The 15,742-nt window shown below is 46.6% G+C and carries 13 protein-coding genes and 1 tRNA gene; all 14 read right to left on the reverse strand.

Annotated features, from left to right (window positions below; genetic code table 11):
- Nucleotides 1-13: 13 nt before the first annotated feature.
- Nucleotides 14-90: transfer RNA gene (locus RH45_RS16120), tRNA-Val, on the reverse strand.
- 205 nt (nucleotides 91-295) lie between these two features.
- Nucleotides 296-1,615 carry a D-serine ammonia-lyase gene (locus RH45_RS16125; RefSeq protein WP_008079099.1) on the reverse strand — a complete coding sequence of 440 codons (1,320 nt, stop codon included), beginning with the start codon at nucleotides 1,613-1,615 and terminating at the stop codon, nucleotides 296-298.
- A 168-nt stretch (nucleotides 1,616-1,783) separates the two neighbouring features.
- Complete coding sequence (locus RH45_RS16130; protein WP_008079101.1) at nucleotides 1,784-2,422, reverse strand: sugar transferase; 639 nt, start codon at nucleotides 2,420-2,422, stop codon at nucleotides 1,784-1,786.
- 10 nt (nucleotides 2,423-2,432) lie between these two features.
- Nucleotides 2,433-3,620: a glycosyltransferase family 2 protein gene (locus RH45_RS16135; protein WP_008079102.1), complete on the reverse strand. Its 1,188-nt coding sequence runs from the start codon at nucleotides 3,618-3,620 to the stop codon at nucleotides 2,433-2,435.
- Nucleotides 3,617-4,708: a glycosyltransferase gene (locus RH45_RS16140; protein WP_008079105.1), complete on the reverse strand. Its 1,092-nt coding sequence runs from the start codon at nucleotides 4,706-4,708 to the stop codon at nucleotides 3,617-3,619. The genes RH45_RS16135 and RH45_RS16140 overlap by 4 nt, the downstream gene beginning before the upstream one ends.
- A gap of 120 nt (nucleotides 4,709-4,828) precedes the next feature.
- The gene (locus RH45_RS16145) at nucleotides 4,829-6,280 is read right to left on the reverse strand and encodes a GumC family protein (protein WP_008079107.1); all 1,452 of its coding nucleotides are present in this window, start codon (nucleotides 6,278-6,280) and stop codon (nucleotides 4,829-4,831) included.
- On the reverse strand, nucleotides 6,277-7,395 hold the full coding sequence (locus RH45_RS16150; RefSeq protein WP_008079109.1) for a glycosyltransferase family protein: 1,119 nt from the start codon (nucleotides 7,393-7,395) through the stop codon (nucleotides 6,277-6,279). The genes RH45_RS16145 and RH45_RS16150 overlap by 4 nt, the downstream gene beginning before the upstream one ends.
- Entirely contained in the window at nucleotides 7,388-8,119 is a 732-nt protein-coding gene (locus RH45_RS16155; RefSeq protein ID WP_008079111.1) for an acyltransferase, read from the reverse strand. Before RH45_RS16155 ends, RH45_RS16150 begins: the two co-directional genes overlap by 8 nt.
- 104 nt (nucleotides 8,120-8,223) lie before the next feature.
- Entirely contained in the window at nucleotides 8,224-9,594 is a 1,371-nt protein-coding gene (locus tag RH45_RS16160) for an O-antigen ligase family protein (RefSeq protein ID WP_008079113.1), read from the reverse strand.
- 1 nt (nucleotide 9,595) lies between these two features.
- Nucleotides 9,596-11,047 (reverse strand): lipopolysaccharide biosynthesis protein, encoded by a 1,452-nt coding sequence (locus RH45_RS16165; protein ID WP_008079115.1) that lies wholly within the window; start codon nucleotides 11,045-11,047, stop codon nucleotides 9,596-9,598.
- A 10-nt stretch (nucleotides 11,048-11,057) separates the two neighbouring features.
- Nucleotides 11,058-12,230 carry a glycosyltransferase family 4 protein gene (locus tag RH45_RS16170; RefSeq protein WP_008079117.1) on the reverse strand — a complete coding sequence of 391 codons (1,173 nt, stop codon included), beginning with the start codon at nucleotides 12,228-12,230 and terminating at the stop codon, nucleotides 11,058-11,060.
- Complete coding sequence (locus RH45_RS16175) at nucleotides 12,223-13,428, reverse strand: glycosyltransferase family 4 protein (RefSeq protein WP_008079119.1); 1,206 nt, start codon at nucleotides 13,426-13,428, stop codon at nucleotides 12,223-12,225. The genes RH45_RS16170 and RH45_RS16175 overlap by 8 nt, the downstream gene beginning before the upstream one ends.
- A 106-nt stretch (nucleotides 13,429-13,534) precedes the next feature.
- Nucleotides 13,535-14,605 (reverse strand): glycosyltransferase family 4 protein, encoded by a 1,071-nt coding sequence (locus tag RH45_RS16180; RefSeq protein ID WP_008079120.1) that lies wholly within the window; start codon nucleotides 14,603-14,605, stop codon nucleotides 13,535-13,537.
- Nucleotides 14,583-15,742, reverse strand: a 1,160-nt coding sequence (locus RH45_RS16185; RefSeq protein ID WP_008079121.1) for a sigma-54 interaction domain-containing protein, incomplete at its 5' end; no start/stop codon positions are given. The genes RH45_RS16180 and RH45_RS16185, both read right to left, overlap by 23 nt.

The raw sequence follows: 15,742 nt of genomic DNA on the forward strand, positions 1-15,742 counted from the left end.
TGGCTTTAAGGAGTGGTGGGTCCGGGCGAACTCGAATCGCCGACCCCTACCATGTCAAGGTAGTACTCTAACCAACTGAGCTACGGACCCATTCCTTAAGAACGAGATGGATAGTACCGAGACTTATTCTTACGTGCAAGAGCAAATTATTGGTTTTTAAACTGTTTGCTTTACATCTAATCAAAAAGGCGCTTTTTTTGAGCCGCAAAGCTGGATAAATGTGCACTAAATCATGTTTTTATTTGTGAATAAATTCTGCACCTGATCAGCATGGCTTATCGGATGCGACTAAATTTTAGTCTTTGATGCTGAGCTGTAAGTATTGCTTCATTTCTGTTTCCGGCACCATACCGCCTCCAGTCGCCCAAATAAGGTGTGTTGCGTTATTCATCTTGTCTGCGGTTAACTGGTGCGTTTGCTGATAGCTTTCGCTGTTACTTACAATCAAAGGCCCTTTGATGCCCGCAAGCGCTGAAGGTTCTAAAGCTATCCCTTCACTTAGGTTCAGTAGTTGCAGTTGATTATACAGAGTGCTGTCGCTCACCGTATAAAAACCATCCAGCATGCGCTCCATTGCGCGCCCGACGAAACCAGAGGCTCGGCCTACCGCAAGGCCATCAGCAGCGGTGAGGTTATCGATACCAATATCTTGAACACTTATTTCATCATGTAAGCCCGTATGGACACCTAGTAACATGCAAGGTGAGTGAGTTGGTTCAGCAAATAAGCAGTGGACGTTATCGCCAAAAGCCAGTTTAAGCCCGAAGGCGACACCTCCGGGGCCACCGCCAACACCACATGGCAAGTAGACAAACAAAGGGTGTTGTTCATCGACGACAATACCTTGTTGATCAAATTGTTGTTTGAGTCTTTGGCCTGCAACGGAGTAACCTAAAAAGAGGGTTTGCGAGTTTTCGTCATCGATGAAGAAACAGTTAGGATCTTTTTCGGCCTCTAAGCGTCCATGTTCAACAGCGACGCCATAATCACTTTGATACTCAACCACATGGACGCCATGTTCACGCAGCTTTGACTTCTTCCATTCACGAGCGTCGGCAGACATGTGGACCGTCACTTTAAAGCCGAGCTTGGCGCTCATGATGCCAATGGACAACCCAAGGTTACCCGTCGAACCAACGGCAATACTAAATTGTGAGAAAAATTGGCGGAATTCGTCACTGTTTAGTTTGGTGTAGTTTTCATCCACTGACAGTTTATTGTGTTCAATGGCGAGCTTTTCGGCATGAGTAAGAACCTCATAAATGCCGCCACGCGCTTTAATCGAACCTGAGATAGGTAGATGGCTGTCTAATTTGATCATCATCTTACCCAAGATTGCTTGCTGCTCTCGTTGCTCTAACTCCTGTTTAAATTGGGTCACTGCGCGAACTGGTGACTCAATGATGCCATGAGATGCAGCCGTCTCGGGAAAGGCTTGCGCAAGGTAAGGGGCAAACCTGAGTAGACGCTGTGAGGCGTCATTGACATCCGTTTCTGACAAGCCAACGTAGGGTAGTGCTTGCTCCAAAGGACAAGTGTTTGGGTTAAACCAAGTGGTTTCTTGTAAGGTAATCAGCTGTTGCAGCAGTGGGTAGCGAGAGATCAAATCCTTCATAGCACGGGCTCTTTGTTGTTTTCATTGTGACACGTTTGCAGCGTTTAATGCTTAAGGTGCTGCTATAGAAGTATCAAGGATTTGCAGTAAGGTAAACCATGGATTATCACTAGGCTCCAATAGCAAAGGGTTGGCACGTACGGCCAACCCTTTGTCTGCTCAATCACCTTATCGGCCGCGGCCATCAAACATAACCACGATGGTACGAGTGATAATATCTATATCCATCGCTAGCCAAGAGCGTAATGAGCGAAGTGATAATGCATAGCTGTGGTCGAAGCCCACTTTACGGCGTACATCGTCGATACAGGTATCATAGCCTTGGTTCACTTGAGCGAGTCCTGTGATGCCCGGCATTACGCCGTAAGTACGGTCGGCAAAGTAAGGAATCGCATTTTCAAGTTTGTTGTAAAAGCTCGGACGCTCAGGACGAGGGCCAATCAACGACATGTCGCCACGAATTACATTGAACAATTGGGGAATCTCATCTAATCGTGTTTTACGCAGAAATCGTCCTACCGGTGTGATGCGGGGATCATTTTCAGTGGCCCATACTGCACCTGTGCGTTGCTCTGCGTCTTGGTACATAGTACGGAACTTGTAAATCTCAAAGAAAACCATTCGGTCTGGTGTTGATTTACCAACACGAAGTTGCTTGTAAAAGACTGGACCGTTAGAGCTGGTTTTAATGGCAAGCGCAATGAATGGCATGACTGGAGCTAACAAGAGTAACGCCATGATAGAGCCAAAGAGATCAAATAAGCGCTTGGCTAAATAAATGCTAATAGGGGTTGATAAGTTGCTCATGACAATCTCCTTATTGGTTCACTTTGGACCATTTGCCAGTTTCAAGACCGAGTAGGTAACGCGCGCCGCCGAGGAAGTTGGCGACATGGCCCGCTACGATATAAAGGACTAACTTGCAGACTTTATGGCTGAAAATATCAGGAAGAAGTTGTGCAAGTAACGCCACACTGTATAGACCAATCTGAGCCACCAGGGCTGCGGCGAATAGGGGCTGATGAATGAGTAAAACCGAACACACTAAGCACATTAACATCAAATAAGGGGTAGCTAAGCGCAGCCCTTTACCTGATAAAAAGGCGAAGGCCACACCGCGATATCTAGGCAGAAACATATCTGATAGCTTAATCGCTTGCTGCATGTTGCCCGCGGATATACGCAAGCGACGCTTGAAGTCATCTGCTTCGGAGGTGGACTCAAGCTCAAGCGCTGTCATTTCGTTGTCGTACTCTGCCAGATAACCTTTGCGAACGATCTGCATCGGTAAAACAAAATCATCGTTAATGGTGTTGTTTTCTAGCTCTTCAAAGAGATGGGTGCGAAATAGATAGAATGCGCCATGGGCTCCTAATGTCGACCCAAGACTCGCTTCATTCATTTTTACCTGGCTCTGATATTGCCAGTACTTTTGCTCACCGCTGTTTTGAGTTTCAAACAACGTGTAGTGGCCATTAACAACACCGACTTTGGGATTAAAAAAATGACGGTTAGCGACCCACAAAGCATCAATGGAAATCAAAGCAGAAACGTCGCTCAGTGCCGTAATGTCACTGGTGATGGTTTTCATCTGTTCGTTAACCACTGCGACTTTACCGCGATTACTTGTAAATGCTCGAATCTCAAAATGAGTGTCGCTACAAATCGCTTCTTGGATGGTTTGCTCGGCGATTTCAACCGTGTTGTCTGTGCAACCGTCACAAGCGATGATCACTGTTAGTTTGTTCTTCGGGTAATCGAGCGAAGCGAGGTTGCGGATCTTATCTGCAATCCACTGCTCTTCGTTGTAAGCCGGCACAAGAATCGTCATGGATGCGCAGCTTCGGTCGGCTTTATTGCTCTTAAAGCCGCGAACTTTATGGCGAATCGCTTTAAGAGGGTGGTTCTTTGAATACCAAGCCAGAATCACGGGATAGCCGACGTGGTGGTATACAATGAGCGCAGCACTGATGATAAAGACGGCCATTAAGATCATTTCAATCATGCGCGTTTCTCCTGTGCTAATTGGGTGTATGCCTCAACCATTTTGCGAATCTCATTATGATCAAGAACAAATGAGCGCGGGCTTGAAGGAGAGGTTGTTTCAAGTGCGTGTTCCAATCCCATTGCCATTTGGTGATGATCTTCTGCAGTGACAAGAGTTCCAGTCGCAGGATCGAGCGTTTCACCAGTTGCCCCTACATTGGTTGCGACGGTCTGAATGCCACAGGCTTGTGCTTCAAGTGTTGAAAGGGGGAAGCCTTCAGAGCGAGACGGTAGACAAAATACATCCAGAGATTGGTAAAAACGCGGCATATCGTCGATTAAGCCAAGTAATGTTACTCGGTGAGCAATGCCTAATGCTCTCGCTTGCGTTTCCAACTGAGCCTTTTGGCTTCCACACCCCGCAATCACTAAATGGACATTGTTTTCCAATCTTGTCATGGCATTAATTAGGACATCGTGCCCTTTGACCTTTTCCAGTCGACCCGCAGCCCCAATGATTTTCTGATTCAGTGGTATATTAAGCGCCTGGCGTGCCAAGTGTTTTGAACCTGGTTTGAAGCGTTCACAGTCGATACCATTTTTAATCACGGTAACGTCGCGGTAATCAAAATGTCGGGTCAATTGATCACTTACTAGCTGAGCGTCCGCAACAACACGTGGACGCGCTAAATAAAGAGCGATGCCTTGCAAAAATCGATGCTTACGAGCATTTAAGTGCCACGCGTCATGCTCAGTATGAATACGTGATTTTACGCCAGCCAACCTTGCAGCGACTGAGCCGTAAATCATTGGACCAATATGATGAGTGTGTACGCTCTGCGGTTTTAAAATACGGAACAGTTTTACCAGCTTGATGAGTGTTTCAACACTGCGCCCTTGGGGTTTATCTAAAAAGATCAGCTGATCTTGATATTGAGTGAGTTTCGGCCAGTTGCTGAGTGCCGTATCTTTGGAGCCTTCGAGGCTCACGATCAGTACTCGCTGATTCGCATTAGAGAATGCCAACATATCAAGTGCAAGTGACTCTAAGCCGCCAGGAGCTAGATGCTGGACGACATGAATAGTTGTTTTAGATTGTGTCACCATGGCTGATTCCTATACTGAACTGTTGTCGATACATGTTGTATTGCATAGGGTGTGCCAAAAATAAAAGCCAGTAATTTCATTGCTTTACTGGCTTTTGTAGTGGGGTGCTTAACGCTTGTGTCATTTTGAAATGCGGATTGACGAAGGCTCTTTTATTTTTGGAATGCAGGTAAGGACAGGCGCTCTTGTGATGGTTTCGATCTCTTCGATTCGTCGAACAGAAGAATTAAACAGCTCTATAAACGTCGCCACACCACAGCCTAATCCGATGCCAGCCACGAAACCTGCTATGACAAACACTACAACAGGTAGGTTTGATGGGTGGCTCGGTGTGTAGGGAAGGTCGATGATTTTCACTCGCTTACCTTGCTCAAAAACCCCCAATGAACCCGTTAATTGAGCCATCTCATAACGTTGAACGAGTTCATCATAGAGTTGACGTTTCACCGTCGCTTCGCGTTCCAACTGATACATAGCTCGAGCGTGATCACCAAATTGGGTTGCTTTCGATTCAAGCTCTGCGATCATCGAACGTAGGCTTTTTGTCTCTTCGGTTAGGGATTCGAAACGACCCCGTACCAACTGCAAGTTATGCAGTTGCGTAACCAACAATGGCTGGATGTCCCCGAGTTCTGCCAAGCTATTGCTGCTAGCGATATCCCACAATTGATTGCTGTCTACACTGGTTGGCTCGACGTTAAGCAATGCAGTTCTTTCACTTTCTAATCGGCGGAGCTCTCTTTCCTTTGCTTGGACGGCGCTGTGGCTGTCGGTGTATTTTGCGCGCAACAGCGTCAGCTCACTGCGTGTTTCTATAATTTGATCCTCAATTTTACCTACCACTGGGTTGGTTCGAGAAAGTTGCTGATCGAGTGAGCCTAGACTACGTTTTACCCCAGCCAGTTCCGCTTCTTTTTCCGCAAGGCTTTGTTTAAGCGAGGCCAAGCGTGACAAGCTTTGGCTTTGCATTTCAGGAGTGACGGCGGCGTATTTATTTTTGAAGTCGGCCAGTTCGATTTCTGCTTGCTCGAGCTCTGCTTTGCGCTCTTCAATATGAATAGCAAGAAACTCGGACGAATCCTTGATCGATGATCTTTCAGGTGCCAATAGCTGTTCAATAAAGTGGTCGCTGATCGATTCGAGCAGTTCTTGCATGCCGTTAGGGTTGGGCGCCGTTAAAGTAATCTTCAAGAAGTCTTTACCCGGTTGATTCACCGTTAGGCTAGACGCCAACTGGTTAATGACACGATCCTTTTCAACGGGAGTCATGTCATCGGTGATCAGTTGGTGCTCGGTAGCGACCGCCGTTAATACGTGACGACTTTTAAGTAGGGTGCTAAGAGCATTAAGACGCTCCTTGAGCATGGTAGAAACGGCAATGTCTTCCAAGAATGGGTTCATTTTCGCCGTCTCTTGGATCAACATACTGGTGTGAGAAACATAATTAGCTGGCGCCATTTTGCCTACAAAGTAACCAGCAAAAGGCAAGATGAGTATAGGTAAAACAATGACATACCTTTGACGCCATGCGGCGTTAAGTATCACGATGAATCTCAGCTTTAGGTCGTTCATAACGCCTCCAATAGCACCGATAACGCCTGACTTCGACTGTCCCAACTGTGTTGTTCAAGAGAGGTTGATGGTCGAGCCTGATCATTTTGTACAATGCGATCCATTGCTTCTGAAAACTGCTTTGCGTTGTGTGCCAAGCTCACTTCCTTGCGGTAAGGGGTCACGGCTGGAAACTCAGTAGAAATGACACGTGATCCGGCGGCTAGGTATTCCATCAGCTTCAGAGGGCTACATGCAAGAATTTGCCCGTTTGATTTAAAGGGCAACAGGCCAACAGTCCAGTGTTGACTGTAGCGAGGCAGTTCTGCATGAGCTTTCTTACCAAGGTAGTAGACATTGCTCGCTTTTGGTAATGGGCAAGGGTGTATTTCTTTTGGCCCAATAAAAACAAAGTCCCAATCTGGCTTCATTTCGCACAAGTTAGTGAGTAAATCGTAATCTAACCAGTTAGAGAGGCTGCCATAAAACCCGGCAATAGGTCGGTTCGATTGAGGTAAATCTGGTGCGCGAGAAACCGGGGTTTGAAACAAACTCACGTCTACACCATGAGGTAAAAGCTGTGTTTTTCTTTGCGGAAATTTTTTACACAACTTGTCACTGGCAGCGAGGATAAGGTCGGCGCTGGCAACCAGTTTGTTTTCATGTTGAGCGACGACGTCATGGTCCACGCCCGCTAAAGCTGAGAAATCATCGCCGCAATAGTAAACCACCGCTGATTCGTTTAAATGTCCACAAAGATCGGCCGTTGTTGGCAATGAACTCCATAAAATAGGTGATTGAAGCTTTAGCTTCTCAATGACAGGCTTTATTTGCGCCACTAACACCTGTCTTGCGATAGTTCTCGCGATTGAAGAACTTGGCGCCGGGATGGTTTTAACGTTGACAACAGTGATGTTATTAGGCGTTAACTGAGAAGGCGTTTGATAACCCGCTTTTGAGCGCCCTAGCAGTTTGTTGAACGCGCGAGCCATATCATGCTGGTTTAATTTGGGCTGACGTAGCCCAATGGAATTTACCCAAAGGATCTTTCTGTCTTTCGCCAAACGAGTAACCAAATGTTGTGTACTAGAGGGAAGGCCGCCAAAGTCTTCACCGAATACAATTAAATCACGCATGGGGAACCTCCTTATCATTAAGGTGGCGGACGACTTTCGCTGGATTACCTACCGCGACCACAAAAGGAGGGAGATCCTTGGTCACGACGCTTCCCGTACCAACAATGGTGCCTTCGCCAATGGTGACATTCGGACAAACCGTGACATTAGTCCCGAGCCATACATCCTTTTTAAGAATGATATCGCCAATGTCTTGTTCATTATCTCCTTCACCTTTGGCTCTGAGCTCTGCATCCATGGCATGACCAGAGTAACCAAACAAAAAGGCGCGACCTGCAATCCTTACATTGTCTTCGAGGACAATTCGACGGCCAACGGCAAAGGTGCTTTGCCAACCAATGTCGACGTTGTTGCCGACAATCAGTGTTGGATTGAGAGTTTGGGGCCGGGCACTAAATGTCGTGTGGCCTGAAATTCGACAATCATGACCAATTGAGATATCCAACGGGCCTGACACAAAGGGCACACCTCCGAACAGGTATAAGCCACGTCCATAGTGAGACAAGCGACCTTTAAACGCGGGAGTATGAATGAACACTCTCGCCGTCGCGCCCAATAGGTTCTTCAGTGTTGAGTGAATGAGGTAGATGACCTTGTTTAACCAGCGAGGTGTTGGAAGGTCACAAGCGCGCACCGTTTTCAAAATGAGAAACAGATTGCGATAGATAGGTTTGTCGTTTTCTTTTAGCCAAACTTTAAAGTGGTTGAGTTGGTGCGCTAACATAAGCCGTCCTCGTTTTTCTAGTAATACTGCATGTATTACACGGAACGTGCCAAAAATAATAGTTAGCTATTTCAATGGTTTATTTGTTAAGTGTGCGGAGCATTTTAGGTTTTCTCATTTTGAGAAGGATTTTGACTAATGCGAGAAATGGAGATACACAATGCCGCCAGAATGTATATTGGCCAGGTAAACCCTTGCGTGAGGAAAGTCCCTGAGACCACCGTCCCTATCAATCCAGCATATACAGCTAGGGCCGTCGCGGTTAAATAGGGGGAAAATCGATCCTTGTTCTCGTTCAATGTAATCAGTGTTTGACGGCTTGTCTTGATCAACCCCCAGATCAACCAAATAAAAGCGGCTAAGCCAACAAATCCGGTTTCGGCGAGGATGCCAAACCACGTACTGTGTACCGCGTGATTTAAGCCATCCCAATGCGGGCTGTAAAAATAGTAGTTTGAGTAAAAGTTGTCTAAACCAACCCCCGTTAGTGGATTGTGCAGCGCCATCTTAAATGCGGCTTCCCAGGCATAAAGTCGGCCCATTGCCGACGCATCAATCCCTTCTTCCGCTGCACCGCCTGATTGTCTGTCAGATATACCTGCCATTAAAAATAGAGCGGTAGCAGCGACCACACCGAGAGTAACGAGTAACGTTTTAGAGCGTATCAAGCGTAGGCCGAATATGCCAAACACTGCTAAAGAGCCGAGTAGACCACCCCGGCTTTGAGTTGCGAGCACTGCCCAGACCGCGAGCAATACACCTACTACACCAAGCAAACGAGCGAGGCCGATCTTCTTGGTGGTAGCGAAAGAGATGGCAAAAGCGAGAGGAAACATCAGCACCAATGACAAGTCATTAGGATCACCAAGCACTGAGCCTAGTGCTCGGCCAATGGTCACTCTAGTTCCTTCGACTAAACCGATGCCGTTGACTGAGTTGAAGATTGCAACACCGGAAATCAGCGCGCCGGAAATAATGATCAATGTGGCGATCTTTCTTACGGCGTCTTGTGTGTCTACCAGCCACGCAATGGCTAGGGTCATGATAATGATTTTCCAGTAAATGTTTTTAAAGTAAGTAATTGAAATGCCGGGGTTAGAGGCCAGAACACAGCCTATGACGACTAAAACCCAAAATACAGTAAGCTGAGTAAGGCAAGGGTGCCAATAGGTAACGATTTGACGACTGATCAGCGTATGCCACATCAAAGCGGAAAGCGCCCCTAAAGAAAGTAATAGCGGGATTTTCAATGAATAGAGGGCCGGAAAAGCTTCATGTATTCTAAAAAAGGAAAACAGCACAAATAAGCTCACCAACCAGAATGTTTGGTTAAGGACGAATAGAATACCAAAGGGGATAAAGCAAATGACAGCGATGATCGCAGGGTGAGGCACTAAGCTCCATAGTGCCGCCAATCCTAAACAAAGGAGGCTCATCAGTAGTATGGCTTTCTTTTGTGCTGCTAAGTTCTGCATATCAATTGCCTTTCGCCTTGTACTGTGAAGATAGGCTATCTAGATAACTTTTCGCAGTTTTTGTCTGATTTTTAATTCGTACGATGTCGATTAAACCAACACGATGCGCAACCCCTACGATCAGCAATGGTTGCAGTACCATCATTACTGCGCTTATGTCACTCGAGTAAGCTAGGCTGCTGCTAAAAATCATCAAACTGCTTAACGAGAGTAAGCATAACGTTTGAGCGAGTCGGTACGGTAGCGGAAGTAGTCTCTGACTCAATCCAAGCGCAAGAATGAAGCGACTGATTTGGCCCGCGAGTAGAGCAACCAAGATCGCTGCGATGCCGTGTTCAATGATGCTTAACCCAATCGATGCGGCAATCGCAATCGAGATGAGATTGATGAACAACAATTTTGTTGTTTGCTTCGCGTATAGAATGCCAATGTTGACCATTTCTGTGAGTTCTTTAAACGACATGATCAATATTGTCATACTGACCATTTGGCTGGCTGCGTGATAGGCTGAGGGCAGTGTGTAAGTGATGAACAGCTGGCTTGCCCAAGTCAGGCCGACGGCGATAACAATGAGTAGTAAGATACCTTGTTCTGTCGTCTGAGCAACAACTTGTTCCCCCTTACTTTGTTGAACCTGAAAGCGTTTAGGCATCCACCACATATGAAACGGTTGAATCAGGATTCCGACGCCAAGCGCAAATTTAGCCGCAATCGCATAAATGCCAAGTGTATCTAAGTCGGTATAAGCAACGATGATCCAACGCTCTGCGCCACTCAACGCAAACGCTACCATCGCTGATAACATCAGCGGAGTAGAATAGCTCAGATAGGTATAGATTTTCTCTTTTGCTGGAAGACGAAAATCAAATCCAATGTAGAAGTGAAGAAATATAAACTGACCTAGAGTACACAGTACATTGATTGCAAAAATAACCGTAACATCTGGTCGGTAGATCAGAGCTGCCATTAATAGCGCGAGTTGTATTGCAACGGTTGAGACGCTGACTTTAAAAAACAGAGAGGCTTGGTTGTGTAATCTCAGCCACGCTAGACCAATGGCCAAAGGCGCCTCATAACACAGCACTACGGTCATCAATAGTAGTTGGGAGTCGTTGATGGCTTCTATTGGAGAACCTACCAGCTGATAGATAAGTAAGCCGAGTAGAGCAAGGCCTGAGGAAATCAGTAAACAAACGGTATACAGTTGACTGGCTTTTCGGCGACGTTCAAATTCACTCTCAATTGTACCGATGAAACGGTATAGGTTTTCGTGCATGGCTAACCCAACCACCATAGAAAAAAACACGGTTGTGATGCCAAGAAACTCGAGTTGGCCGATTTGAGACGGCGAAAGGTAATGTGCCATTAGGGGCAAAGTAAACAGCGAGACACCCTTGATGAGAAACAAACTGATTGCGTACAAGCTCATATTTTTGATTGCGTTCTTTTCCATGTCCGGCTCCTTAAACACTCGTTAACTGAGCGGGTGCTGTGCCACTGATGCAGTGAACAAATTTTTGATACTGAATGTCAGCACGGTAGGTTTGAGAAACTTTATGAGCTTTGCGGCTACAAGCTTGCATCACGTCTCTTTCACTAAAGGCATACAATAGTGCATCGCACAATGAGTTGGCATCACCTGGCTGGTACTTCACGCAGTTTTCATTGTGGGTAAGGACTTGATCCCAATAAGAACCGTCAGCTGGGATGACCACGCACATACCCGCCGCCAAAGCTTCCAGAATGGATAAGCCAAACGGCTCGTTGTGACTGGTTGAAATAAAGATGTTTGATTGGGCTCTTATCTCATCGAGATTGTCAGGATCTTGGTGCCATTGAGTATGCAAGAGATCCACCGGGGCGTTTGAGACGGGTAAACGCGTGTTGTTTGGTCGAATAAAGCAAATGTTTAATGCCAGTGGGCGAACTTTCTGGCCATACTTTACGGCTTCTACAAGAGTATCTAGCCCTTTCCATTTCAGTAGCGAAGCGGCCCATAAACCTATTGGGAAATCCGTTTGTGAACGTGACGGCCAACGGCTTTGAGCTAAACCGTTTATGGTCACATGGTAATGCGACGCTGAAATAAAATGAGTCGAAATGGCTTGAGAGTCTGCAATATTGGTTTTTGCTTTAAAGTAGTGTTCTATCGCATTGCGAATGCTGGTCTCTGTCGATGGAAGGAAGAACACTGCATCGGCTTTGGTTAAGCAATAACCAATGGAGCGAGACAGGCCAACATTACCGTGTACCCATTGGATAACAGGCACGCCAAGTAGTTTTTGCACTAGGTATAAGGCCATGTCAATGCCAGGTCCGGATGCGCCAAGTAATTGGGTGACGCATTTGCTGCGGCTAATGAAGAACAGCACAATCAGTGCAGTTAGCCACTGTTCTAGCCAGTACAATATTCCGTTATGGTGACGAGTCAATAACGCGGCCATTGGCAATTTGATCAATGTAGGTTGATGACGCTGATAGAATTCCGTTTGCTGCCAGTAACCCGTATCCGCGCTGATAACCAGAAAGTGTTGTTTGTTAACGGTGCAAAGGTTCAGCGCGTCGCTGGTGGCTATCTTTGAGCCGCCTTTGAACGTGATCGGGTCATACACGAGCGTAGTAGGAAGATTAGCCATGTTGACCTCCCAAATTTAGACGTTTATTAACGAAAGTTTTTAACGGCAATAATGGACGGATTAGTCCGACTCGTGTTTTACCTTCGCCAGCGAGCATAGTGCGGTAGATTTTCTCGATTTTCTGGCAACTCATTTCAATGTCGTGATGGTCGACAATGTGCTGATACGCGTTTTGCGCGAGTTGATGACACAACTTAGGTTTCTTGATCGCGATGCGCATTGCTTTGGTGATGATGCCCACGCCGTTGTTTGGGTACAAAACTCCTGTTTCGCCATGTTTTACGAACTCTGGAATGCCACCTTCTTGCGGAGCAATGACTGGAATTTTTGCTAAAGCCGCTTCTGCGATGACTAAGCCAAACGCTTCACTTCTCGCGCCGCTAATAAAGGCGTCACAGCCTTTCAGCCAACCAATGACATTGTCTTGTTCGCCAATGAAATGAACGTGTTGGTTGAGGTGAAGACAATCTACATGGGTTTCAAGTCTGTCGCGCAGTGGTCCATCCCCGATGACGAGAAGGTGGGTGTGGGGGTACTCCAAACTCACATGACGTAAAGCTTTGATCAGTCGATCGACACCCTTACGTCGGATCAGCGAGCCAACGGTTGCAAACAGGAAGGCGTCGTCAGCGATACCTAGGTGTTGCTTAGCATTGACTCGTTCTTGGCTCTCTAACTGCTTGGTGTCTATACCGTTATGAATAACGTGGAGCTGCGTTTTCGGGTAACCGTCTTTTAGGACGGGTTTCGCCACATGGTGGCTGACTGAAATAATGTTGGGGCTGGCGTGGATACCCAGGGTTAATCTATCTCTAATGGTGTAGTCACAGTGCAGCTGTGTCACCAGAGGGGTACGTTTAATACGTGCAGCTGTAGTCATCCATTGACAAGGAGCCGCGCTATTAACGTGTACAAGATCAATGTCATATTCTTCAATGATATTACAGCCTTGTTCAATCAGGTTAAGCCAGCTTGCGACATCAAAGCGTGGCGCTTTCCAACCAAGCAGCAGTGGGAATTCATTGAACTGGGTTTCGATGTTCATCACGCTCAGCTGTTTGAACAGTGCGCGATTATTAGTCCAAACGATTGGTCGGTAATTTCGCCTGCATACGTAACGGATCAAATCGAGTAAACAGTGCTCACTCCCTCGAATCCAATCGTCTCCATAATGAACAAATAAGATATTCTTAGCCATGATGCTCCCCTCATTAATCACATTGAGTCTTAAGACTCCGTTGCGTTAACTAGAGCAATTCGAGTGCCAAGAATCTTTCGGGTTTATCTTGTTGAAATTTAAAGATTTAATTTTTCGATTGTGATGAGTTGTCAAAATGAAAATCAGATTTCTCAACTTGAGAACCATAGATTTTGAGCAGTTTAGGAATGACGCTTTGTGGAGAGTAATCATTTTCTACGGTGTTGATAGCGCGTTGTCGGATAGCGTCTAGGGTGGGGCGATCTTGGTTTAACAACTGGCGAAATTGAGTGGCTAAGGTAGAGAAAGAGTCGAAAAGAAAGCCATTCTCATTGTGGTTAATGAGCTTAGACAAATTACCGACATCTAACGCGATAACAATGATACCTCGAGTCATGGCTTCTAATGCAATCATAGGTAGCCCTTCATAACGAGAGCATATGACCAGAGTACCGATTTTGGGCCATACGCTAGTCATATCGGTTTGATGGCCATGATAACGGACATTGTTGAGCTTTGTGTCTTTGAGTTCTTGCTCCATTGGTCCGCTGCCGTAGATATCGAACGCGAGACCTGCGTGATGCTTTGCAAGCTCTGCAAATCGGTCAGGGGCTTTTTCATGGCTCAATCGGCCAACGAAGGCAATCTGTTTACCCTCTGAGCGCGGTACATTATGGGTGTCCACAAAGTTGTTTAGGCAAAATGTTTGGCCGGGTATCTTAGCTTGAATTTGGCGGCTAACAGCGAGTGAATGATTGGAAAGTGAGACGCTGTATCGATCCAGGAAATCGTAAAGTTTAACTAAGCCAGTCGGAGTTTCACCGGCATGGTAGGTGGTCACCTGTTTCACCCCAGTGGCAACGTGAGCTAACTTGCAAAGCAGGCTTGCCTTGTAACCATGAGCATGTATCACAGAGGGGGAGCCTGCCTTGATCGCGCGGAGCAAATTTGGCAGCGCACGCATGGTTTTTTCTGACAGGTATTCAAATGGGATACAGTTTTGCGCTAACTTATCGGCTAATGAGGCGGGATGAGAATAGCGCCTCACTAACCATACTTTAACGTTAGCGTTATGTCGCTTGAGTCCTTTGGCGAGTTCTAAAAGGTGACTTTCAATCCCACCAAAGGTCAGGCTATCGATGACCAGCCAAACGCTAATCGGCGAACTGTTGTTCATCTTCCGCTTCCCAAGCCTGCTTCTTGCGGTAAACCGTAGAAGGGCTAAGTTCGAGCAACACCGCCGCATTAAGCACATTGCCATCGCAATAATCAATCGCTTGCTGTATTGCCTCGCGTTCGATCTGCCACATAGGGCGAATGTTAACCGGTGTCTTGTCTTCGCTCGGCGAAAATGCGATTGACTCAACAGGCGCTTCTGCTGGAGTTACCACCGTCATTTGAGGTTCGACAGCTCGGGTTTCTGCCACTTGGGGTTTTGCTGCTTTCGCGGGTTTTCCTTGAGTGACTTGAGCGGGCAGGTGCTCTGCGGTGAGCTTGGTTTCATCATTGAGTACCACAATATTTCTAATGATGTTCTGCAGCTGACGCACATTACCTGGCCAACTATAGCGCTTAAGTATGTTCTCTGCGTCGCGGTTAATGCCGGTGAACGCTTTCCCATCTTCCTTAGCGTAAATTTTGAGGAAGTGGTTTGCTAACGTGGCGATGTCGTTACCGCGCTCGCGTAATGGCGGCATATCAATTGGAACGACATGGACTCGATAATAAAGATCTTCCCTGAATCGTCCCTCTTCGACTTCCAATAATGGATCTCGGTTCGTCGCACAAATAATGCGTACATCAACTTTTACTTCTCGGCTGCCACCCAAAGGCGTGAATGTACCTGTCTGGAGGAAGCGCAGCAGCTTTTTCTGCATTTCCAATTCCATCTCACACAGCTCATCGAGGAACAAGGTTCCGCAATGGGCTTGGGAGGCCGCGCCTTTTCTGTCGGTGGTGGCTCCGGTGAAGGCCCCTTTCACATGACCAAAGATTTCACTTTCCATCAAATCTTTAGGGATGGCACCACAATTTATGGCGATAAACGGTTTGTCACTGCGTTTGCTTTCTTTGTGTATTGCTTCTGCACACACTTCTTTACCCGTACCACTTTCACCGATAATGAATACGCTTGCTGTGGTTGGTGCAACGGAGTCAATGATCTTGTATACGCCCTGCATCGGTAGGCTAGAGCCGATAAAACCGTGGAAGCGGTTTCGGTCAAATTTATTCTCTATATCTTCGACAAGGTGCTCTAATTTCACCTGCTGGAGATGGAGGTTAATGGAGGTTTCAATCGATCTGCATTGATCGG

Source organism: Vibrio sinaloensis DSM 21326, from assembly GCF_000189275.1.
In the GTDB taxonomy this organism is placed as follows: Bacteria; Pseudomonadota; Gammaproteobacteria; order Enterobacterales; family Vibrionaceae; genus Vibrio; species Vibrio sinaloensis.

Excerpts from the sequence above, each read along its gene's own strand:
- RH45_RS16125 (WP_008079099.1), bottom strand. The coding sequence starts at position 1,615 with ATGAAGGATTTGATCTCTCGCTACCCACTGCTGCAACAGCTGATTACC.
- RH45_RS16130 (WP_008079101.1), bottom strand. The coding sequence starts at position 2,422 with ATGAGCAACTTATCAACCCCTATTAGCATTTATTTAGCCAAGCGCTTA.
- RH45_RS16135 (WP_008079102.1), bottom strand. The coding sequence starts at position 3,620 with ATGATTGAAATGATCTTAATGGCCGTCTTTATCATCAGTGCTGCGCTC.
- RH45_RS16140 (WP_008079105.1), bottom strand. The coding sequence starts at position 4,708 with ATGGTGACACAATCTAAAACAACTATTCATGTCGTCCAGCATCTAGCT.
- RH45_RS16145 (WP_008079107.1), bottom strand. The coding sequence starts at position 6,280 with ATGAACGACCTAAAGCTGAGATTCATCGTGATACTTAACGCCGCATGG.
- RH45_RS16150 (WP_008079109.1), bottom strand. The coding sequence starts at position 7,395 with ATGCGTGATTTAATTGTATTCGGTGAAGACTTTGGCGGCCTTCCCTCT.
- RH45_RS16155 (WP_008079111.1), bottom strand. The coding sequence starts at position 8,119 with ATGTTAGCGCACCAACTCAACCACTTTAAAGTTTGGCTAAAAGAAAAC.
- RH45_RS16160 (WP_008079113.1), bottom strand. The coding sequence starts at position 9,594 with ATGCAGAACTTAGCAGCACAAAAGAAAGCCATACTACTGATGAGCCTC.
- RH45_RS16165 (WP_008079115.1), bottom strand. The coding sequence starts at position 11,047 with ATGGAAAAGAACGCAATCAAAAATATGAGCTTGTACGCAATCAGTTTG.
- RH45_RS16170 (WP_008079117.1), bottom strand. The coding sequence starts at position 12,230 with ATGGCTAATCTTCCTACTACGCTCGTGTATGACCCGATCACGTTCAAA.
- RH45_RS16175 (WP_008079119.1), bottom strand. The coding sequence starts at position 13,428 with ATGGCTAAGAATATCTTATTTGTTCATTATGGAGACGATTGGATTCGA.
- RH45_RS16180 (WP_008079120.1), bottom strand. The coding sequence starts at position 14,605 with ATGAACAACAGTTCGCCGATTAGCGTTTGGCTGGTCATCGATAGCCTG.